The 20,945-nt window shown below is 63.9% G+C and carries 22 protein-coding genes; 14 read left to right on the forward strand and 8 right to left on the reverse strand.

Annotated features, from left to right (window positions below; all coding sequences use genetic code 11):
• Positions 1-2,130 (reverse strand): GumC family protein, encoded by a 2,130-nt coding sequence (locus LB577_RS02570; RefSeq protein WP_224685427.1) that lies wholly within the window; start codon positions 2,128-2,130, stop codon positions 1-3.
• A gap of 281 nt (positions 2,131-2,411) precedes the next feature.
• Between LB577_RS02570 and LB577_RS02575 the strand changes: the two genes are divergently transcribed.
• From LB577_RS02575 to LB577_RS33070, 3 genes are all read left to right on the forward strand, one after another.
• A complete protein-coding gene (locus LB577_RS02575; RefSeq protein ID WP_224685428.1) occupies positions 2,412-3,914 on the forward strand; it encodes a formyl transferase in 1,503 nt (500 codons plus the stop codon).
• 94 nt (positions 3,915-4,008) lie between these two features.
• Positions 4,009-5,217 (forward strand): FAD-dependent oxidoreductase, encoded by a 1,209-nt coding sequence (locus LB577_RS02580; protein ID WP_224685429.1) that lies wholly within the window; start codon positions 4,009-4,011, stop codon positions 5,215-5,217.
• Positions 5,218-5,369: 152 nt separating this feature from the next.
• Positions 5,370-5,504, forward strand: a complete 135-nt coding sequence (locus LB577_RS33070; RefSeq protein WP_263495791.1) for a hypothetical protein — start codon at positions 5,370-5,372, stop codon at positions 5,502-5,504.
• A gap of 76 nt (positions 5,505-5,580) precedes the next feature.
• Here LB577_RS33070 and LB577_RS02585 read toward each other — a convergent pair whose 3' ends face one another.
• A complete protein-coding gene (locus LB577_RS02585; RefSeq protein ID WP_224685450.1) occupies positions 5,581-6,081 on the reverse strand; it encodes a sugar phosphate isomerase/epimerase family protein in 501 nt (166 codons plus the stop codon).
• On the opposite strand from LB577_RS02585, the gene LB577_RS02590 reads away from it, so the two are divergent.
• Complete coding sequence (locus tag LB577_RS02590; protein ID WP_224685453.1) at positions 6,008-6,223, forward strand: hypothetical protein; 216 nt, start codon at positions 6,008-6,010, stop codon at positions 6,221-6,223. The two genes, LB577_RS02585 and LB577_RS02590, sit on opposite strands and share 74 nt — an antisense overlap.
• A gap of 214 nt (positions 6,224-6,437) precedes the next feature.
• On the opposite strand, the gene LB577_RS02595 is transcribed toward LB577_RS02590, so the two are convergent.
• Entirely contained in the window at positions 6,438-7,475 is a 1,038-nt protein-coding gene (locus LB577_RS02595) for a LacI family DNA-binding transcriptional regulator (RefSeq protein ID WP_224685430.1), read from the reverse strand.
• Positions 7,476-7,613: 138 nt separating this feature from the next.
• Here LB577_RS02595 and LB577_RS02600 point away from each other — a divergent pair, with 138 nt between their 5' ends.
• From LB577_RS02600 to LB577_RS02610, 3 genes are all read left to right on the forward strand, one after another.
• Complete coding sequence (locus tag LB577_RS02600; protein ID WP_031250560.1) at positions 7,614-8,645, forward strand: hydroxyacid dehydrogenase; 1,032 nt, start codon at positions 7,614-7,616, stop codon at positions 8,643-8,645.
• A gap of 957 nt (positions 8,646-9,602) precedes the next feature.
• Positions 9,603-10,346 (forward strand): helix-turn-helix domain-containing protein, encoded by a 744-nt coding sequence (locus LB577_RS02605; RefSeq protein ID WP_224685431.1) that lies wholly within the window; start codon positions 9,603-9,605, stop codon positions 10,344-10,346.
• A gap of 59 nt (positions 10,347-10,405) precedes the next feature.
• The gene (locus LB577_RS02610; protein WP_224685451.1) at positions 10,406-11,071 is read left to right on the forward strand and encodes a GntR family transcriptional regulator; all 666 of its coding nucleotides are present in this window, start codon (positions 10,406-10,408) and stop codon (positions 11,069-11,071) included.
• A gap of 65 nt (positions 11,072-11,136) precedes the next feature.
• On the opposite strand, the gene LB577_RS02615 is transcribed toward LB577_RS02610, so the two are convergent.
• Entirely contained in the window at positions 11,137-12,138 is a 1,002-nt protein-coding gene (locus LB577_RS02615; protein ID WP_224685432.1) for an NADP-dependent oxidoreductase, read from the reverse strand.
• Between the two features lie 87 nt (positions 12,139-12,225).
• Positions 12,226-13,041, reverse strand: a complete 816-nt coding sequence (locus tag LB577_RS02620) for an oxidoreductase (RefSeq protein WP_224685433.1) — start codon at positions 13,039-13,041, stop codon at positions 12,226-12,228.
• A gap of 106 nt (positions 13,042-13,147) precedes the next feature.
• On the opposite strand from LB577_RS02620, the gene LB577_RS02625 reads away from it, so the two are divergent.
• The 4 genes from LB577_RS02625 to LB577_RS02640 all read left to right on the forward strand — a co-directional run bounded on the left by LB577_RS02625 (position 13,148) and on the right by LB577_RS02640 (position 17,154).
• Positions 13,148-13,735: a TetR/AcrR family transcriptional regulator gene (locus LB577_RS02625; RefSeq protein ID WP_224685434.1), complete on the forward strand. Its 588-nt coding sequence runs from the start codon at positions 13,148-13,150 to the stop codon at positions 13,733-13,735.
• Positions 13,736-13,966: 231 nt separating this feature from the next.
• Entirely contained in the window at positions 13,967-14,272 is a 306-nt protein-coding gene (locus LB577_RS02630) for a hypothetical protein (RefSeq protein WP_023767165.1), read from the forward strand.
• A 236-nt stretch (positions 14,273-14,508) separates the two neighbouring features.
• Positions 14,509-16,455, forward strand: a complete 1,947-nt coding sequence (locus LB577_RS02635) for an acyltransferase family protein (RefSeq protein ID WP_224685435.1) — start codon at positions 14,509-14,511, stop codon at positions 16,453-16,455.
• A 393-nt stretch (positions 16,456-16,848) separates the two neighbouring features.
• Positions 16,849-17,154 carry a hypothetical protein gene (locus LB577_RS02640; RefSeq protein ID WP_224685436.1) on the forward strand — a complete coding sequence of 102 codons (306 nt, stop codon included), beginning with the start codon at positions 16,849-16,851 and terminating at the stop codon, positions 17,152-17,154.
• 65 nt (positions 17,155-17,219) lie between these two features.
• Here the strand turns inward: LB577_RS02640 and LB577_RS02645 are convergent, their stop codons facing one another.
• Positions 17,220-17,813 carry a DUF6456 domain-containing protein gene (locus LB577_RS02645; RefSeq protein ID WP_224685437.1) on the reverse strand — a complete coding sequence of 198 codons (594 nt, stop codon included), beginning with the start codon at positions 17,811-17,813 and terminating at the stop codon, positions 17,220-17,222.
• 267 nt (positions 17,814-18,080) lie between these two features.
• Here LB577_RS02645 and LB577_RS02650 point away from each other — a divergent pair, with 267 nt between their 5' ends.
• On the forward strand, positions 18,081-18,362 hold the full coding sequence (locus tag LB577_RS02650) for a DUF982 domain-containing protein (protein WP_023767160.1): 282 nt from the start codon (positions 18,081-18,083) through the stop codon (positions 18,360-18,362).
• Positions 18,363-18,407: 45 nt separating this feature from the next.
• Positions 18,408-18,776: a DUF982 domain-containing protein gene (locus LB577_RS02655; RefSeq protein WP_224685438.1), complete on the forward strand. Its 369-nt coding sequence runs from the start codon at positions 18,408-18,410 to the stop codon at positions 18,774-18,776.
• Between the two features lie 109 nt (positions 18,777-18,885).
• Here the strand turns inward: LB577_RS02655 and LB577_RS02660 are convergent, their stop codons facing one another.
• Together LB577_RS02660 and LB577_RS02665 are read right to left on the reverse strand one after the other, a co-directional pair.
• Entirely contained in the window at positions 18,886-19,554 is a 669-nt protein-coding gene (locus LB577_RS02660; protein WP_224685439.1) for a GcrA family cell cycle regulator, read from the reverse strand.
• Between the two features lie 129 nt (positions 19,555-19,683).
• The gene (locus LB577_RS02665; RefSeq protein ID WP_224685440.1) at positions 19,684-19,830 is read right to left on the reverse strand and encodes a hypothetical protein; all 147 of its coding nucleotides are present in this window, start codon (positions 19,828-19,830) and stop codon (positions 19,684-19,686) included.
• A 322-nt stretch (positions 19,831-20,152) separates the two neighbouring features.
• On the opposite strand from LB577_RS02665, the gene LB577_RS02670 reads away from it, so the two are divergent.
• Positions 20,153-20,848 (forward strand): XRE family transcriptional regulator, encoded by a 696-nt coding sequence (locus tag LB577_RS02670; RefSeq protein WP_224685441.1) that lies wholly within the window; start codon positions 20,153-20,155, stop codon positions 20,846-20,848.
• The last annotated feature ends 97 nt before the right edge of the window (positions 20,849-20,945 follow it).

Genomic DNA, 20,945 nt, shown 5'->3' on the forward strand with positions numbered 1-20,945 from the left:
TCAGGCCGCCTCGTCGACCAGCATCGCGCCTGTCGGCAGCCGCCCCATGACCGAAATGGCCTGCGTGGCTGCCGTGACATCGCGCATTGGTGTCGAATTCAGTGTGGCGACGATCAGGATCTCGTCGACCATGGACACCAGCGGCGAGGCGTTGAGATTATCGGCCAGCGCGCCGCCATCGATGACGACGAGCTCGAAGCTGCGGCTCGCCTGGGCCAGCATGTGCTGCGCGAAATAGGCGCCCTGCGCCTCCTGGAAGACCGCGGTCGGCCGGCCCCTGCCCAGCACCGCGACATTGCTGCCGGGCCTGTACTGGCTCAGCGCCTCGAAGGCGTATTCGCCACGCAGCACGTCGAGCAGGCCGGGTTGCGGGTCCTTTTGGCGGCTGCCGGCATTGACGTCGATGAACAGGACGCGGCTGCCCCGGGCAGCGGCTGCATTGGCGAGCAGGCGCGCCACCCTGCCGCGCTGCGCGGCGTCCTCGGGCGGCGACGTCAACAGGATCGACGGCACCAGCGGCCAGTTCGGCGGACGCCGGCCGGAAGAGAACATGCGCCGGAGCGCCAGCCCCGCGACCGCATCCATCTTCTGGCTGGCCGGTGCGGCCGAGCCGCCGAAAGGCCACCAGCGGCGACCGCCCGACTTTGCCGGCAGCACGCCCAGCACGGGGGCTTCGATGGCCGATTGCATCTGATTGCTGGAAAGCACCGTCGGCGAGGAATATTCCGCGATCAGCGCCAGGCCGGTGCCCAGGCCCAGGCCGCCGAAGATCGCGCCGACAAGCAACAGCGCGAGAGGCGGCCAGCTCTTCTTCAGGGCGGGCATGGCCTTGGAGATGATGCGCGCATTGGTGCTGTCGACATTGACCTGCTCGCGCGTTTCCTGCGCCCGCTGCAGATAGGTGGCGTAGACGGAGCGCAGCGCCTCGAGATCGCGCTGCAATTCGCGCAGCTTGACCGAGGCCTGGTCGGTATCGAGCGACTTGCTCTTCATGCCGGCGACCTTGGCTTCGAGCGCCTGCTGGTTGGCCAGCGCCCGCTCATAGTCGGTTTCGGCGGCGGCGCTGATGCGGCCGAGTTCACGCGCGATGAGCGCGCGCGTATCGCGCAGCTGCTGCTGCGCCGCGATCATCGAAGGGTGGCGCGGCCCGAGTTCCGTGCCGAGCTGCGAAACCTGGTCGACAAGCGTTGCCTCCTGCGCCCGCAGGCTCGAAATCACCGAGGAACGCATGGCCTCCGAGGTCGCCTCCGGCGCACCGCCGGACCTGCGCAGTTGGTCGACCTGCGCCTTCAGCGTCGCGGTGCGGCTCTGCGCCGCCGAAAGCTGCGTATTGATCTCGGTCAGTTCCTGGTCGCTTACCAGATTGCCCGCCGCCATCACCATGTTGTTGGCGGACTTGTAAGCCTCGACGGCATTCTCGGCCTTCTGGACGCGCTTGCGCTGTTCTTCCAGCCGCGCGCCTATGGAATCGGAAGCATCCGTCGCCATCTTCGCGCGCGCGGCGGCCTGATCGGCCAGGTAGGCCTGCGCGATGGCATTGGCGAGCTTTGCCGCCTTGTCGGCGCTCTTGGCCGTGACGATCACGTCGAGGACCAGCACCTTGTCGGCCCGCTTCACCGCCAGCACCCGGCGCAGCGCATCGAGCGTCTTCCCCGTCTTGTCGGTTTCGGCCGATCCTGAACCTAGCAAGCCGCCGAGCAAACGGCTCAGTAACCCGCCCTGCCCGTTAAATTCGGGATCCTCGGTCAGGTTGGTCGCCTGGATGGCCCTGAGCAACACGCCCGTCGACTGGACGACGCTGACTTGGCTTTCCACGATCGTGATGCCGCCATCGGGCGGAACCCGGCTCGGATTGACGTCGTTGTTGACCACCTGCAGGTCTTGCGGATCGATGATGATTTCCGCCACCGAGCTATAGAGCGCCGGGGTGAACAACCCATAGACCAGCGTCACGAGGGTCAACAGCGCGGCGGTCGCCAGGATCAGGAAACGGCGGCGCACCAATATGCGCTTCACGTCACCGAGTTCGACGGTCGAGGGTGCGTAAGACGGCGCCGGCACTGCCTCCGGAGCGTATTGCATCACCTCGGGAGGGTGTTGTTGCGGCATCGAGAGCAGGGATGATTGCAAGGGTCGCTCCGACAACACTCCATCTGCCTGCAAAGATCAAATTGCGGCGTGGTTCTAGCTATTCCTCCAACTGTTAAAACACTGTTAATTATATTGGGAAGTCTTAAGATTTCTGGCACGAAGTTTGCGTAGTAAAGTCACGGGTGTGTTGACACGGCGCGGGCGAGCGGGAAACGAATGGAAATGGGCCAGATTTTCACCCGACCCCGCCCGTCCGGCAATTCCCCATGCCCAATTTTCGATCAGCCAGATACCGAACGTCAGAATGCTAGGGGTGCGACATGCAGGTGAGCCTGCGCCTGGACAGCGAGGGCCTGCGTGCCTTTCACCTGAACCTGCTGCAGCGCCTGGCGGCGACGGCGCTGGTTTCGGTCGACGTCAGGCCAGCCGAAAGCGGCATTCCGGGCAGCGCCGCGGCGCTGTTTCAGCTTGAGACGGCCATTCATGGCCTGCCCGCCAACGGGCTGGCCAAACGCTTGCCGCTTTCGGCGCTCGCGCCCTACCAGGCGACGCAGCCCTCCGCGTCACCGGACCTGGTGATCGACCTTTGTGGCGACGTGAAGCTGGAAGGAACGCGGGTCTGGCGCGTCACCCATGACGGCGTCGCCGGCGAAGCGGCGCTACTGGCGCTGATCCTCGACGGCCGCACGCCGATTGCCCGCATCGAGGAGAATGACACCACTGTCGCCGAAGGACGTCTGGGCACCGAATATGGCGGCATCGCACTGGCCACCTTCCAGGATATGCTGGCACGCACGGCAAGCCTGATCGTCGCGGCAATGACCGGCGCGGCGCATGCCGCCCTACCCGTCCTGCCCGAGCCAGCGCAGGCTGGCGTCCCACCGCAAATACCCTCTACCGCCAAGCTCGGTGTCAGGGCGGGCAAGGCGCTGGCGCGGCGCATCGTCCAGAAAATCTACCACCTCTGCTACAACGCCCCGCACTGGAAGGTCGGTTGGCGCGAGACCGGGGGGCGGGATCTGGTCGACCTGCGCGCACATCCGGCAACCGGCTGGCAAGTGTTGCCCGACGACGGCAGCCGCTTCTACGCCGATCCGTTCCCGATCCTCTACCAGGGAAAGGTGACCCTTTTCGTCGAGGACTATATCCACCGTCTCGGCAAGGCCATCATCTCCGCCGTGCCGTTCGGCCCGTCAGGCCCGGTTGGCCGACCGGAGCCCGTGCTCGACCTGCCCTACCACCTATCCTACCCCTTCGTCTTCGAGCGCGACGGCGAGGTCTGGATGGTGCCGGAAAGCTGCGCCAACCGCACTGTCGATCTCTACCGCGCCACCGCCTTTCCCGGCGGATGGGTCAAGGAAGCGACGCTGCTGTCCGACATCGTGGCCAGCGATGCCACCCTGGTCGAGCATGGCGGGCGCTGGTGGCTGTTCGCCACCGTCCGAGATGGCGGCGGCGCGTTCTCCGACGCGCTGCATCTGTGGTCGGCGCCCGACTTTCGCGGGCCGTGGACACCGCACCCTAAGAACCCGGTGCTGATCGACATCGCCTCGGCGCGCCCGGCGGGCCGCATGGTCAAACGCGGCAACGACCTGCTGCGTCCTGTGCAGGACTGCCGCAGGAGTTATGGCGCGGCCCTTGGTATCGCACGCATCGCTCACCTCGATTTGAACGGCATGGAGCAGGTTGTCGAGACGATCTTAACCCCTGGTGCGCTATGGAGTGGCCGCAAGTTGCACACGCTCAACGAAGCGGGCGGCCTGGAATTCATCGATGGCTCGGCGATCGCGCCGCGCTGGAAACACAGAGGCGGCGGTCATTAACCTGAACATTGGTTACTACCAGCCGCTCGCGGTGGTTGCTTGAGGTTGATTTGGCTCGGGAAGATATTCCCACCACAGATTGTGGAGACGGAAGATGACCAGCGGAAAGGGCAATGAAATGACGATCGCTAAGGCTGGCGCGGCCGAAGTCGACGTGGCGATCGTAGGCGCCGGAATGGCCGGCACCAGCCTGGCAACGCTGTTGGGAAAAGCCGGACGCAAGGTGGCGCTGATCGATCCGCACCGCGTTCATCACGATGAGTTCCGGGCCGAGAAGATCGGCGCGGATCAGATGCAGCTGTTCGAGAAGCTCGGCCTCGACAAGACCGTCATGCCGCTCGTCACCCCGTTTTCCGATCTTTATGTCTTCCGGCTCGGCCAATTCTTCGCACGTGAAAAGAAGTGGGAATACGCATTTTCCTATGGCTCGCTGATCAACGGCCTGCGTGATGCCTTGCCGCCCCAAGTGCCATTGACGGTCGGCAAGGTAACCGAGGTCTCGACCGGACCGGACCGGCAGCGGCTTGTGCTGGCCGACGGCTCCGTCATCAATGCCCGCCTGCTGGTGGTGGCCACCGGCTACAGCGAAGCGGTGCGGCGCGCCATAGGCGTCGAGCGCATCGAAGAATCCAAGGCCCACTCGCTCTCGATGGGATTCGACCTCGCCATCTCGCCGCGTGATTGCACCTATCAGGCACTTACCTGCTACGGCAGGCGGGCCGAGGACCGTGTCGCCTACCTCACCATCTTTCCGATCGGCAACAAGATGCGGGCGAACATGTTCGTCTACCGCACCGTCGCCGAACAATGGACAAGGGACTTTCGCGCCGATCCGCAGAAGATGCTATGCGAACTGATGCCCGAGATTTCGGCGCAGTGCGGCAACTTCGAAATAGCAAGCCCCGTCGAGGTCAGGCAGGTCAATCTGACCACGACGCAAGGCCACCGCCGCGACGGGGTCGTCTTCATCGGCGACGCATTCTGCACGACATGCCCGACGCCGGGCGTCGGCATCGGGCGGGTGATGATCGATGTCGATCAGCTTCACTCGGTTCACATTCCACGCTGGCTGGAAACACCAGGCATGGCGGCTGACAAGATCGACGCCTTCTATGACGACCCGGTGAAAGTGACTTCCGATGAGAAAGGCATGCGTGTGAGCTTCTACGCCAAGCGGATCACCACCGAAACCGGGCTGGAATGGCGTGTCCGGCGCCTGCGCAACAACACCGCGCGCCAGTTGATGATCATCGGCCGCAAGGTGCGCCATCTGGGATCGCGGCGGCAGCCCGGTATGGCGTGAGGGATTCCTGTCTCGCCGTGGAGGGCAGCGAGGTGTCTTTCCTTCTCACGTCCCTGCGGAAAAGGAAGCCCTTGGTGTCTCAGGATGCGTCACGCCATCACCAAAAGCAAAAGGCGCGATCGACCGATCGCGCCTCGCATTTCGAAAGGCCAATGCGCCAGGCCGCTCAGGGCGGCGGCTTCGAACCGGGTGACGTCGCCGGCGCGGCCGACACGGCCGAAAGCCGTTCCCGCTTCTGCCAGCTTGGCTTCTCGTATTTCTTCACCGGATGGTGCCCTCCGCGTTGAATGCTGCCCCAGAAGAACCGCTTCGCGGCGCTGTGTCAATTGTGCCAGGACGGACTCCACAGCTTCGATCGTGTCCTCACCCCAACTGCAGCCCAGCCTTCCTCGCTTCCTCGCGTAGGAACGGCAGCCCCACGCCAATCACATCGTCGGGATTTTCCGCCACCGGCCGCCACACGGCGAGCCCGCCGGCAATGTCGACATCGACATGGTTCATGCTTTCCAGCGTGAGGGCGCCGCTGTAGCCGATCTCCGATATGGCCTTCATGCAGGCCGCCCAGTTGAGCATGCCGCGCCCCGGCACGCCTCGATTGGCTTCCGAGACATGGACATAGCCGAGATAGGGCGCCGCCGCGCGGAAGCCGGCCTCGAAACTCTCCTCCTCGATATGCATGTGATAGGTGTCGAGATGGATGAAGATGTTGTCGGCGCCGACGCGCTCGATAATCCGCGCCGCGTCGATGCCGCGGTTGATCAGATGCGTCTCGTAACGGTTGCAGGGCTCGATGCCGAGCTCCATGCCCCCTGGCGGCCTTGGCCGCGCGCACCAGGAAGCGGCACATGCCGTCGATTTCGCCAGCCGTCGGCGCGCGGCCCGTGGTCTTGCCGATCGTGCCGTAGGTGACGCCGCCAAGGGCTCCGCTGCCCACCGCCTCGCAGACGCCAAAGGCCGGTTCGAGGAAGGCCAGCGCCTCGTCAGGCCGCGCCACCACGTCGAGTGAAGCAGGCAGGCCAAGCGAAGGAATAAGCTCGACATTCCACCGTTCGGCAAAGGCGCGCGTGCGCAGAGTGTCGATCTCTTCAGGGCGCAGCAGCGGGATTTCCAAAAGGCCGATGCCGAGCCCCTTCAGCCGCTCCATCTGCGGCTCGATCAGGTCCAGGTCCCAGACCGGCGCAATGGCAAATGTGTGCAGTCCAAAAACGTTCATCTCAGCCTCACCCGGAATGCGGGACGTTGCCAACGGATTCCCGCATCAAGACCCGGCAAGGGTCGAGCCGCGCCGTCGGCGGTCCCTCCTTGCCTTCAATCCTGGCGAACAGCGCATCCATCGCATGGCCGGCGATCTGGCGCACCGGCTGCACGACGGCGGCGATGGCCGGCCATGTCACCTGCATCCATTCGGCGTCGTCGAAGCCGATCAGCGAGATGTCGTTGGGGCAGTGCCAGCCACGGCGGCGGAATTCGGACAGCGCAACCAGCGTGCCCTTGAGGAACAGCGAGTACACGGCCGTCGGGCGCTCGCCTTTTGCAAAATAGTCGCGCAATTGTGCCCGCAGCGGTTCGACATCCGTTTCGGCGAGCACGACATCGATGCGCACATCCGGCGCCAGTCCGAGCGCCGTGGCGCGAAAGCCGTCGAGGCGCGCACGCACCGTCGCCGCCTGTTCGCCAAGGCCGACCACCAATATGTGGCGATGACCCTTGCCGAGAAGGTCGCGCGCCACCTCGGCACTGGCCGCGGCGCTGTCGGCGGAGACCGTATCGAAGGCGTCGTCGGAGAGCACACGGTCGATCAGCACGCCGGTCATGCCATTGGCCTTCATGAACGCGGCTGCCGGGCCATGCTCGTTGCGCACCGGCGCCAGCACGACGCCGGCGACCCGCCAGTCATGCATGCGGGCGAGAATTTCCGTTTCGCGCGCCTCGGATTCGCGGCTCGACGCCGCCACCAGCGTGTAGCCACGCTGCTCTGCCAGGCTTTCGAGTTGGGTGAGCATCTGGCCGAAGAATTCGCTTTCGAATTCAGGCATGATGGCGCCGATGATGCGGCGCTTGGCCCGGCGCATGTCGGAGGCCAGCGGATCGACGCGGTAGCCCAATTGTTCGACGGCATCGAAGACACGCTGCGCATTTTCCGGCTTCACCGTGGTGACGCCGGCCATGACCTTGGAAACGGTGGCCGCGGACACGCCGGCGCGGCTTGCCACGTCGTGGATCGACGGACGCCGCTGCTGGGCCTGCTTGTGCGCCATTGCTCCTCCTCCGAGGGCAGGCCCCGCATTTACCTGCTGCCGAAATAAGTAAATCGATTTTTCGTGGTTGTAAATCGTTTCACTGGCGGTATTTTGCTCGCCGAGAACGCGACGAGGATCGCGCCGGGAGGAATCGTCATGTCAAGCAAGGATTTGCCGCTGGTCATCAGCGCGCCGGAACCACGCACGCTCGAGCTGATCTTCACGCCACCGCAGTTGGCACGTCTCAAGGCGAACTACCGCGTCGTCGAGACGACCGCCGACGGTGTCGCCAAACTGCCGGCCGATGTTTTGGCCGGGGCACGCTACATCATCGGCCAGCCGCCGATCTCGGAAGAAACATTGGCGCAGATGAAGGCGCTGCGCTGCGTCTTCAATGTCGAGACCAACCTCATCAACAACATGCCCTACGAGACGCTGTTTGCCCGCGGCATCCATGTCGTCACCACCGGTCTCGTCTTCGCCGAGCCGGTGGCCGAGCTTGGCCTTGCCATGGCGCTCAACCTTGCCCGCAACATCGTCGATGCCGACCTCGCCTTCCGACAGGGCAAGGAGCTATGGGGCGGCGACGGCAACCTGACGGCGCGGCTGCTTTCAGGCGCCGATGTCGGCATCATCGGCTTCGGCGATCTCGGCCGCGCGCTGAACCGCCTGCTCTCGGGATTTCGTACCCGCACCAAAGTGTTCGATCCCTGGCTGCCGCCGTCGATCCTGATCGACAACGGCGTCGAGCCGGCCTCGCTCGACGACGTGCTGTCGCAGAGCGACTTCGTCTTCGTCGTCGCCTCGGTGACCTCCGAGAACCAGGGCTTTCTGGGCAGCCAGGCCTTCGCCAGCATGCGCAAGGGCGCCGCCTTCATCCTGCTGAGCCGCGCCGGCGTGGTCGACTTCCCAGCGCTGATGGCGGCGGTCAAGAGCGGCCACATCGTCGCCGCCAGCGATGTCTTCCCCGAGGAACCACTGGCGCAGGATCATCCCGTCCGCGCCATCCCCGGCTTCCTGCGCTCCGCCCACCGCGCCGGCGCGCTCGACATCGCCTTCAAGCGCATGGGCGACATGGTGCTGGAGGACATGGACCTGATCGACCGCGGCCTGCCGCCGCTGCGCTCCAAACGCGCCGAGCGCGAGACGGTGTCGAGGATGCGCTCGAAGCCGGCGGACAGGAACTAGGCCGAGACGCGGCAAGCAGACCGACGAGAACGAGATCACGGCCACGACCACCGGCTTTGCGGCTGCTGTGCGTGATTTTAGCATCAGCAAGAACTGAAATTCCAACGAGTGCGGGGCTGCAGGAGACGAAACGTTTTGACATCGGCCCTTTCGTGAGCGTCAAGTCCAGCTGGTAAACTTGGGCAAAGGGGAACAAAATGAAGAAAAGCTATGCAAAGCCGACGCTTCTGAAGCGCCAAAAACTGTCCTCGGTGACGGCGCTTGTCTGTCCGATCTCCCAGTGCGGAGACTGACCTGCGCGCGCGGCCCGGATCGTGACAAGGTATCGAATTCACGTCGAGATGCCTTGCCGTTGGAACCTTTATCCGGCCTTTGCGTTTTTCAGTCGGATCGTCTCCCATTCGATCCGTCACTCCTCCAATCAACACCCCGCCAGGCTTCGCCTGGCGGGCGTCTCTTTATTTTAGAGGCAACTTGACAACAACCGGACGCGGGGGCTTACGTCAGGCGCATCGGGGCATGGGGGATTCAAATGAAAAAGACCTACCAGAAGCCGCTTCTGGTGAAGCGCGACAGGCTGTCGGCGGTCACCGCGGTCGCCTGTCCGATCTCGGTATGCCCGCACTGAATCGAAGACTTGGCACATCGAAGACTTGGCACATCGAAGACCTGGCCCTGGCCAGAATGGAGAAAGCCCACTTCCCCCAAAGTAGCGGGCTTCTTCTGATGGAACGATCGTCCCGCTGCGCGGTTTCTTAAAACAGCCGGGCGAAGGCGAGCCCGGTCTACTCCAGAAGGCCCGCCACGAGTCGCGTCGGTGGCGGGCCTTTTCGTATTGGCCCGCCCGTCGTGCGGTATTGGTCGAAGGTCCCATTCGCGGCAGCACGATGTTGTGCGAGATTGGCGGAATATAAGCACTTACTGAATAATGGTTCGGACGTCTGTCGGGGCGATGTCGTGCCAATCCGCAAGAATCTTGCCGCGAATCTCAGACGCTTGGTCAGCGGCCATGCGTCGGTCGCCGCCGTGTGCCGCGGATTGAACATGAACCGCTCGCAGTTCGAGCGCTACCTGCAAGGCAAGAGCGTGCCCAACCGGGCCACGGCGCGACTGATCTGCGACTATTTCCGCATCGAGGAGGATGAACTGTACCGGGCGCCGGACGTTGCAGCGCCCGGACATCCTGCCCTGCCGCCGCTCCACCAGAAGCTCTACGAAAACATGGTGCAAGGCCCTTCTCCCGCCATCGCCGGCGGCACCTACTTCACCTATTTTTCGGTTCCCGACCGTCCCGACCTTCTGATGCGGTCGGCCACCTTCGTGCGGCGCGAGGCCGAGCTGGTGACCTTCAGGCGCGTGACCCGGTGGGCCGAAGGCCATCGCCAGGACGGAGCGCGGGCGCCGGGCTGGCACTATGGCGTGGCGATCTCGCGCCTGAACTGGATCTATCTCGCCGGCATCAACCGCCGCCAGACCGGCGAACCGTCGATCGTCGCCGTTCAGTGGGCGCCCTTCTCTGAACCGGTCCTGGTCGGCAACGCCTTCATTCTGACCGCGGCGGGGCCGGTCTGCGTGCCGGTCATCATGCGCCAGCAGGTTGGCAGGATCAGCCTGCGGCAGGCGCTGCAGATGTCCAGAGTGGTCAGCCTCGATGACCCGGGCGTCGACCAGCTTGTGGTAAGCCTTGTGCGTGAGCGCTAGAGTAGCATTGCTGGCCAATGAGAGGTTGGCCTGGGCCAATGAGAACACAAGGGTTCGCGATGCTCAACGCCTTCGACTATGGCGGCAAGGAAGCCGATACAGTGCATGCGCTGGAGGAGGACATCATCTTCGGCCGGCTGGCGCCGGGCGAGCGGCTGGTCGAGGACGTGCTGCTCGCCCGTTTCCCTGTGTCTCGCCACACCATCCGCCAGGCGCTTTACCAGCTGGAAAAACTCGGCATCGTCACGCGTGAGCGCAACAAGGGCGCCATGGTGCGCCGGCTTTCACCCGACGAGGTACGGCAGATCTACGAGGTGCGCGAAATGCTGCAACGCCAGGCCGCGCTGATGATCCGCTTGCCGGCCAGCGATGCGCTGATCGCGGAGCTGATGGAGATCCATGAGATCTATGGCGGCCATATCGATAACGCCTATCTGCGCGGCATCCACGAGGCCAATGACCGCTTCCACCTCACCATGCTCTCGGCCTGCGGCAACGCCTATCTCGTCTCCTCGATCGAGCACTACATGCGCCTCAGCCTGCCGGTGCGCGCCAATTCGCTGGCCGACAGGGAAAAGCTCGACGTCTCGCGAAAACACCACTGGATGATGATCGAGGCGATGAAGCGCCGGGACAATTGGGTGCTGGCGCAGCTATGCGTCGACCATCTGCAGCCGAGCAAGACGTTTTATCTCCAGGAGATCGAGACCGCGCCGGCCGGCTGAAGCAACGGTTTTGTACCCGCCATTGCGCCAAGGCAAGGATGTGGACCGTCCGCCGAACGTTCTGTCTATCTGATCTTGACGACGACCTTGCCCTTGGCACGCCCGGTTTCGACATAGGCCAATGCCTCGTTGGTGCTCTCGAACGGAAAAGTCCGGTCCATGACGGGCCGTATGATGCCGGATTCGATGAGCGATGTGATCTTGCCGAGCTGATCGCCCTGCGCCCGCATGAACAGGAACGAATACCCGACACCCGCGCGCCTGGCCTTGCTGCGTATACTGCGGCTCAGCAGGCGCAGGACCAGCTTCAGAACCATGTTCAAGCCCTGCTTGGCTGCAAATCCGGGATCTGGCGGGCCGGAAATGGAGATTAGTTTGCCGCCCGGCTTCAGCACATGCAGGGATTTTTCGAGCGTCTTGGCGTCCTGGCTGTTCACGACGACGTCGTAGCCTTGCAGGATGTTCTCGAAATCGTCTTTCTTGTAGTCGATGACGATATCGGCTCCGAGGCCTTTCACCAGATCGGCACTCGCCGCGCTCGCCGTCGTCGCGACGATCGCACCGAGATGCTTTGCCAGCTGGATGGCGAAGGTTCCCACGCCACCGGAACCGGCCTGGATAAACACTTTCTGGCCTTTCTTCAGCCCGGCTGTTTCGACCAGAACCTGCCAGGCGGTCAGGCCCACGAGCGGAATCGAGGCGGCTTCTTCCATGCTGAGGTTTTTGGGCTTCAGCGCCACGTCGGCTTCATCCATCGCGATAAATTCGGCAAACGCACCGATCCGGCCGTCGCGTGGCCGCGCATAGACCTCGTCACCGGGCTTGAATTTGCGGACTTTCGATCCGACCCGAACGACGATCCCGGCCACGTCATGGCCCAGGATGAAGGGCGGGCGATAGGGCAAAATCAGCTTGAACTCACCATCCCGGAGCTTGGAATCGAGAAGGTTTATACCGGCGGCGTGAATTTCGACCAGGACATCATTGTCCCGCACCTCGGGCTCCGGCATTTCGGCGAGCCGCAGGGCACCCTTCTTTTGATACTTGTCGACAACAAAGGCTTTCATCATGTTTTCTTTCTAAAATGATTTCGATGGCCGGCGCGAAACAGACCGGGCTTGTGTGTCGCTTATGCGTTAAGTCACTCGCTTCGTTCAGACAGGCAGGCGAAATTGCTTGCGCAGGATTTTGTCGAACATCGCGGCCGGCGCGAACCGGCGCAGCATGCTGACCTGTCGCGCTGCCTGGCCGGCGGTGTAGCGCCGCCGTGGATGCCTGTCGGTCGCGGCCCGGAGAACCACCTTCGCCACGACGTCCGGCGGATCCGCCTTGGGCATCACGTCGCGAAGCAATGCCTCGAGCCCTGCGCGCGCCTCATCATAGTCCTGCAGGACGGAATCGGGCTCGAATCCGTTCTGGTCGAACACGGTGCGCACGAATGCCGGTTCGATGACCGAAACGCGTATGTTGAAGGCGCGTACCTCGTGGTCGAGCGATTCCGAATAGCCTTCGAGCGCGTGCTTGACGGCTGAATAATGGGCCGAATACGGGGCCGGGACCAGTCCCAGGATCGAGCCGATATTGATGATGCGCCCTTCGCCCAGCCGGCGCATCGACGGCAGCACCGCGTGGGTGATGCGCATGACGCCGAACAGGTTGACGTCGAACAGAGCCTGCGACTGCGCGACCGAGGATTCTTCCGCGCCTCCCAGCAGCCCGACGCCGGCATTGTTGACCAAGAGATCTATACGGCCGGTCTTGCCGAGGACAGTTGAGACCAGCGACGCGACAGACGCGTCGTCGGTCACGTCGCAAACCAGCATCGATATCCCGTTCGAACTCTGGCTGGACGCCTTGCGGCTGGTGCCGAAGACAGTGAAGCCGGCGCGTGCCAAAATCTCGGCGCTGGCACGGCCAATTCCTGAGGAGGCGCCGGTCACAACAGCTACCTTTCCCGAATTCCGGTTCATTCTAAAGGCTCCAAACGTAAGAGGTCTTGCCTGTGATCGACAATTGAATTATGGTCGTAATATCACATTATGCTCATAATGCAATAGGAAAACGGAAGGAACCATCATGCGCTATGACAAAGGCCGGAAGGATGCATCACGCAGCCGGATCATGGAGGTCGCTTCCCACCGCTTTCGAGGCGACGGCATCGCCGCCTCCGGCTTGGCCAGCATCATGAGCGACGCCGGGATGACGAACGGCGCCTTTTATCCGCACTTCCAGTCCAAGGCCGACCTCGTACGCGAGAGCGTGGCCTCGGCCCTGGAGGCTCAGTCGCAGCAATTGCAGGATGTGCTTGCCTCTGGTGGCCTGGAACTGGCCCTGGCGATGTATCTGTCGCCCGAGCACCGCGATCATCCGCAAACTGGCTGTGCCTCCGCCGCGCTGTTGCCGGAAATCGCGCGTCAGCCGCCGGAGACACGCGCTTTCTACACCGAAAGGCTGCTGACCCTGGTGCGCCAGTTGGCGAAGGACCTGCCGCCGGGCATCCCTGATCCGGAAGGTGCGGCGCTGGGCGTCTTCGCCGCGCTCATCGGCGCCCTTCAATTGTCGCGCGCGGTGGATGGAACGGAATTGTCGGACCGCATTCTAGCGGCGGGAGCGGATGCCGCGCGCACGCTGACCCAGCCGCGGCAGAAGGTCGAAGCATCCTAGACTTGGACCGGTGACTGCCTTGCATCAAGCGGAAACACCCCCCGCGATGGTGCCACGGCAGGTCACTTGCAGGCGAACGAAGAAACCGGCGAAAAGTTTCCAGGATGCAAAACAATATATTTGATAAAACCCACCGCTTCCGGCGTGTCATCGGAACTTTCCCTATCCCGACCCCGTTCCGGGCCTGACCGTTGCTTACACGGTCATAAGGCAACAGGGAAGGATCCTACCATGAACATCAAGATGATCTGTTTTGGCGCGATGACGCTTTCTATGGTCGCTGGCTCGGCTCTTGCCGCAGGCAACACCGGCACGTCCGCTCTCGACGACCCGGCCAAGATGCAGCCTTTCTACACCGACTCCAGCATGAAGACGCTGCGCAGCAACGACGACTTCGTCAAAGCCTGGAAGGCCCTGACGCCGGAAGACCAGACCGCGATGATGACGGCTTGCGCCGACGAGGCCAAGAACGCCAACCCCACCAACACCCATCCTGAATTCTGCAGCAGCGTGAAGCAGAACGGCGGCAGCAAGTAACCCGCCGGTCGCTCTAACAGGCAAACAGCCCCGTTCGCGGGGCTGTTTTTGTGACTGTCGGGCATTGGTGCTCGTCCGCCGCCGTACGCCCTTGCCGCTCCGCTGCCCTGTGGCGCTTGCCTCCTTTTTCTGGCCATGTTGCATTGCGATAATTTTGTTGCATTGCGATATCGACCGTCCCGGCCGACATTGCATCGAGCTGGGCTGGCGGGCTGGGCTTGCACGAAGGAGGCCTCGTGTCGGCATCGTTCCGGCCGGACATACAAGGGTTGCGCGCGCTCGCCGTCGGCGGCGTCGTTGCCTATCATTTCGGGCTTACGGCGCTGCCCGGCGGCTTCGCCGGCGTCGACATCTTCTTCGTCATTTCCGGCTGGCTGATCACCACGCATCTGATGCAGGAGATCACGGAGACCGGCAGGCTCGATCTCTGGCGCTTCTATGCCCGCCGCGCTCGGCGCCTTCTGCCCGCCGCCCTGTTCGTCATCCTGGTCACGCTGGCTGTCGGCTACTTCATCCTGGCGCCGCAGGAACAGGCGCTCTATTCGCGCGGCGCCATGTATGCCAGCGCCTACGCAATCAATCTGTGGCTGCTGCGCTGGTCATTCGACTATTTCGCCGCCGATGCCTTGAGCAACCCCTTCATCCACTTCTGGTCGCTGTCGGTGGAGGAACAATTCTACCTCGTCTGGCCGACGCTGCTTCTGCTCGCCGCCTGGCTGCGCCCTGGCCGGCGAACCGCCGTGGCGGTGATCGGCGTGGCCGGCCTCGCCTCTTTCGCCGCTTGCTTGTGGCTGACCAGCCTCTCGCCGGCCTGGGCCTTCTATTTCTCGCCGCTGCGCGCCTGGGAGTTCGCCGCGGGCGGCCTGGCAACGCTGGCGCCGACGGCCTCGTGCCGGCCGCAACTGCGGGCCGCGCAGGGCTGGCTCGGCCTGGCGCTGATCGCGGCGGCCTACCTTTGCTTGAGCGAAGACCTGCCCTTCCCCGGCTGGTACGCTCTGTTGCCGGTTGCCGGCACGGTGCTGGTGCTGCTGAGCGGCGCTGGCGAGCGGGAACTGACAGGCTGGCGGGCGCCCGCCGCCGCACTGTCGCTGCCGCCGCTGCAATGGATCGGCGCGCTCTCCTATTCGCTCTATCTCTGGCACTGGCCGGTGATCGTCTATGCGCAAATGCTGGTGCCGGATCTCAATGCGTCGCAGCGCCTCGGTTGCGGCGCGCTGGCGCTGGCGCTGTCGGTGTTCAGCTATCACCTGATCGAGAACCCGGGACGGCGTTTCGGCTGGCTGACGGCCGGCGCCCGGGCGTTGGCACCCGCGCTGGCGCTGACGGGTGCCGGCGTGGCGGTGGCCTATGCCAACGCGCATCTGGCCACCCGCAACATCGACCCCGCGCAGCGCGGCATCGAGCAGGCGGCCGAGCAGCCCTCAACCGCGCGCGCCCTCGACAAGAGCTGCCTGCTCGATTTCAACACGGTGAAGCCGAAACCCTGTGCGTTCGGCCCAGCCGACGCGGCCCACACCATCGTGCTGTTCGGCGATTCGCATGCCGACCACTGGTCGACGCCGCTGGTAGAGGCGGCCAAACGCAACAACACCAAAGTGGTCACCTACCTCAAATCGTCGTGCCGGGCCTCGCGGCTTTCGACCTTCAACGCGGTGCTGAAGCGCTACTACACCGAATGCGACGCCTGGCGCGAACAGGCGATTGGAGAAATCATCCGCCGCAAGCCGCGCTTGGTGGTGATCTCGGAATTCTCTTTCGGCAATCTGACCCGCGACATGCCCGACGCCAGCCGCGAAGCCGAGACCGCGCGCTGGCAGGCCGGCCTGCGCTCCACCTTGCAGGCCTTCAGCCAGGCCGGCGTCGAGACCGCCGTCATCCGCGACACGCCGATCAGCGACAGCTTCGCCGACTCCTGCGTGGCCCGCGCCCTGTGGTGGCGCGAGGCCCCCTCGCGCTGCGACACGCCAAGGACCGAAGCCGCCAATGACGGCGTCGCGGCTGCCGAGCGCGCCGTGGTGAAAAGCGTGCCAGGCACGCTCTATGTCGACCTCACCGACCGCTTCTGCGGCGCCACCGAATGCCACGTCTTCATCAACGGCAAACTCGCCTTCCGCGACCGGCACCATCTGGCGACAGCGTTTGCAAAAACGCTGGAAGGGCCGCTGGAGAAGGCGCTGTTTTAGGGAGATGGAAGAACGCTCTTTCCTTCTCCCCTGTGGTCGAGCGTTACGCGGATGGGAATCTGCAGGCAGCCAAACCTTGGAGGCATGTTGGCCTCCTGATTCCACATCATAAACTTCACGGTCGACCTCGTCGTGCTGCGGCGATTTCGGCTGCCAAAGCCAACCGAGATCGACGTGGATTGGGCTCGGTAGCCAAGACACGTTTTCTGACGTCTTGAGCGAAGCCGTCTTCCAAGGGATTGAAGCGCGACAAACCTTTGCTCCCCCGCCCCCTCACCGCCCCATTGCATCGGGCTCCCTGGTGAACACCTGGTTCGTCACAGCTGGCGAATTTTCGGAACGAGGCTGCATCTCGGGAGTTTATATTAGGCAAACCTTGAAAAGGAGGTAGCCATGAAGAAGCTCCTACTCGTCTCGGTTATCGCCATTGCTTCGGCGGCGGCGATGATCGCCCCGGCGGATGCTCGCAGTCACGTTTTTATCGGCATCGGCGGCGGCTATAACGATTATTACGGCAATGATTATTACGGTGGCTATGGCAGTCGCTACGTCTATAGCCCCTACGACGATGACTACGATAGCGGCTATAGACCGTACCACCGGGGTTATTACTACCGGCACCACCGTTGCCACATCGAACTGGTCAGACACTGGCGCCACCACCACAGGATCGTTGAGGAAATCCGCGTCTGCCGATGACCTGACCTTCTGCAACTGACCCGGCCGGCATCTGTCGGTCGGGTTTTTGCGCCGTTGTCTCACCCTCACCGCCCCAGCATCATCCCATAGTGCACCGCCAGCAGATCCAGCCCCACCTTCAACAGCTTCGTCACCACATCCCTGCCCTCGCCGGTCTGTCCGGCCAGGCTCTTGATCGACCCGCCCGCACAGCAGACCTTTTGCACCACGGCGGCGACCTCCCAGTGGCCGAGCGCCCTTGTGGCGGCGGCATTGGCGCGGCCGGCGTCCAGCACGCTGTCGGCAATGCCGCCGCCCTGGCGACCGCCGTCGACGCGTTCGGTCCAGCGCATGGGCTTGACGCTCGCCTGCTGGCTGCACTGGAAGTCCTCGCGATAACGCTGGCCGGCCTCGCGCTGCTGGCGCGACAGCGAGGTGATACCCAGAAGCGGATCGACATTGCGCACCCGCACGATGCCACCGGTGGAGGTGAAACCGTCATTCGACACCTCGTAGACGCGCCGTGCCTCGTGCGTTCCGGCGTTCAGCCGCTTGCGGCCGAAGGCGTCATCCCTTAGCGCGAAATCATGGCCGACCTCACGGCGGATGCGCACCTGCTCGGCCTCGCCCTTCGGCAGTTTCGGCGCCTGCGGTTTGGCAGCTTTGGCTTTTTTGGGCATTGGTTGGCTCCTTGGGGTTCTTGGGGTGGTTGAAGAGGCTGGCGGGATGATCATCCCGCCGCCTTCGCGAGCGCTTGCGCCCCACGCCTCGCCACCAGTTCGTGCGGTGGAGAAGGACATCGTGTCGCCGACGAAATCGGAGACGGGGAGCGGCATGAACGGCCGTTCGCTCATGCTCGCCTCCGCGCCGCGCTCATGGTCACGGTTGATGGAACCAGCCTCCAGCCCGCACGTTGTTTCGCGTCGATTCCAAGGAGAGAATTGCCGATGACGGCCTTCATGCCCGTGACGCTGCGCTTCTGCGACAACAAGACCATGTTGGTGGGCTCGGTGGCCGATGCCGCGACGGCGCTTCGGCAGCAATGGCCAGACAAAACCTCGCCCGGCTATCTCGACGCCGCACGGCTGGTGCGGCTGGCGGTCGAGGGCAGTTGCTGTCCGCGCACCGCCTTCGAAGCATTCATCCGCGCCGCCGGGCAGCAGGGCATATTGGTGGCCAGGCGCAGAAGCCGTGCGCATGACTGGCTGGACGCCGCCGCCCGCCCGTGAGGCAGGTCCGACCGCCATGCAACCGCCTGCTGGTCTCGCGCGTTTATGAGCGTCGGCTTGAAAGCCGCGTGCACTGCACGACCGAAGGTGAACGCCGTGGGTACGATGAAAACCGGAGTGCCGCTTAAAGTATGCCTGGACGGCCATGTCGAGGAGATCGACAGCGTGGCCGACGCCGCCGATTTCCTGCAACGCTGGCCGATCGAGCGGCGCGGCCACGTCTACCGCAGCGCGCTCAACGCTTGCAGCGCGGCCATTGCCGCGCAGATCTCGGAATCCGATGCGATAAAAGTGTTCACCGGCTTTGCCCGTGTCGCCGGCATTTTGGTTGGAGACAAGGGTCCGGCGATGACGCTCGAGGGCCGGACAGCGCAAAGCCGCCTGCCCAAGCAGGGACGGCAGATGCCGAAATAAGGCGGCGAGAGTTCGTTTGTGTCGGGCTTGTTTCATTTGAAATCCTCAAATCCGCCGGCTGGCGGATACCTGCACGATTTGCGTTCGCGTCCCTTCAGTCATCCTGGCGTTACCCGCAAACCCGCCGCTGGAATCGCGCCTGGTGATAGCTGCAATAGCTTTTCAGCGCCTTGGTGCGCATGCCGCAGCACAGCATGTCGGCACCCGGCCGCCCGCCCGGCGCATCCTTCTCGGGGTCTTCCTCCAGCGCCATGTCCAGCGGCGCGCGGCAGCGGGAAAACAGGCAGTCGATGAACCGCATCGCCACGCCATGCGGCTGGCGGCCGATGGGTGCGCGCTGCGGCGCCGGCACCTCCAGGCGATAGGCCTCGCCATCGGCGATCAGCACACCCACCTCGCGCACGAACAGACGCGTCGGCAGCCAGGCCGGCGAAGGATCAGGCCTGGTCTGGATTTTGCGAGTGGCGCCGCCCCCGGCAATTTGTGCGTCGGGCAATTTTTCAGCGGCAACCTTGCCGTTGGCCCTGCTCTTTGCCCGCGTTCGGTCTTGTCGCCTGCTCTTCACCGCAACCCGCTTGACGCTGGCCGGCGGTCCCCTGCGGTTGGCAAAGCCGACCGCACCCAGCATGGCGTTGCGGTGGACGATGCCGATGATGGCGTTGCGCGAAACCGGGCTGCCGCGCAGCGCACTGAACGCGGCGGCGATCCTCGAGGCCGAACGCCCCTCCTTCAACCAGCGGGCGATCTCCTGCAGTTCGGCGTCTGTATAGCTTGCCATTTCCAGGCTCCATCCAAAGGTTCGCCTTCGGCCACGCTTGAAAGCGCACCGCTGTCCAGGCGTCGGGTTCGGGCCCGGTCTGGGCCGCGGTCAGGGTGTTCGATGCGAGCGCCGGCTTCTCGCCGGCGATCAGCCGGAGCGGATCGATTGCGCGGCGATGCGCGCAAGCCGCGCCTCGGCCGTCTTTCTATCGGAGGCGGACACCGCCCTGCCCGTTGCGGGCTCCAACAGGATGACGGTGCCGTCCTGCGTGCGGATGCAGGATCGCCCGGGCAAGACACACGCGTCGAATTGGGGGCCGGAGCCGAGGGGAGCGGCGGCTCCGGCCGTTCCGGTCGCCGCTGAAGGGCGGACCGGACCCGAGGCTGGTGCAGTCAAGCACGGAGCCTCGGGCTTCGCTCCGGCCGGGGAGGAGGACGGCCGAAGCGGAAGGGAATGGCTGGCGACTTCAGCCGCCGGATGCGCCTCGCAAGAGGCCGGCGCTAGCGCGCCATCGAAACTGGACATGTTTTGCATGACCAGATATAAGCATAACTCAAAAACAGATGCAAGCCATTCTTTCATAGACGAGAGCAGCTTTCATCGCTCACATGGGTCCATGGCAAAAACGGAACTGTCGATCAAGGTCGGGGCGGCGATCCGCCAGGCGCGCAAGCAACGCGGCCTGGTCATGCGCCACATCGCCGAGCACAACGACACTGATGTCGCCGCCGTCGGCAATTGGGAAACCGGCCGCAATCTGCCCAAGACCGAGAACTTGTTGAAGACTGCCGCCTTCCTGCGCGTCGATCCGGTCGCGCTCGGCCAAGGGCAGGTCGTCTTCCTCGACGATGCCGGTCCGGTGGCCGACGCCGAGATCGTCACCGATGCCGGGCCCCTGCCCGCCGGACCGATGGATATCGAGCTGCTGGGCGCGGCCGTTGGCGGCGACGATGGCGACTTCACATTCAACGGCGAGGTTGCCGGCTATGTCCAGCGCCCGCCCGGCATCGCGCATCTGCGCAAGGTGTTTGCACTGCACGTGCTTTCGGATTCCATGGTGCCGCGCTACGAGCCCGGCGAAATGCTCTATTGCGGCGGCCGCGATGCCGTCCCTGGCGACCATGTGGTGATCGAGACCTTCCCGGAAGAGAACGAGCGCAACGGCAAGGCCTTCATCAAGAAGCTGGTCAAGCGCACCGCGGGCGAACTGGTGGTCGAACAGTACAATCCGCCGAAGACACTGACCTTCAACCGCTACGCCATCAAACACGTCTGGCGCGTGATTCCGCTGAAGGAGCTGCTGGGGTACTAGAGGTGGTGCGGTTCTTCCTTCTCCCCTTGCGGGAGAAGGTGGATCGGCGCGCTAGCGCCGAGACGGATGAGGGGTGCGTGACGGAATGAGGCGCTGG

Origin of the sequence: Mesorhizobium sp. B283B1A (assembly GCF_020165735.1) — a bacterium.
Lineage (GTDB): Bacteria > Pseudomonadota > Alphaproteobacteria > Rhizobiales > Rhizobiaceae > Mesorhizobium > Mesorhizobium opportunistum.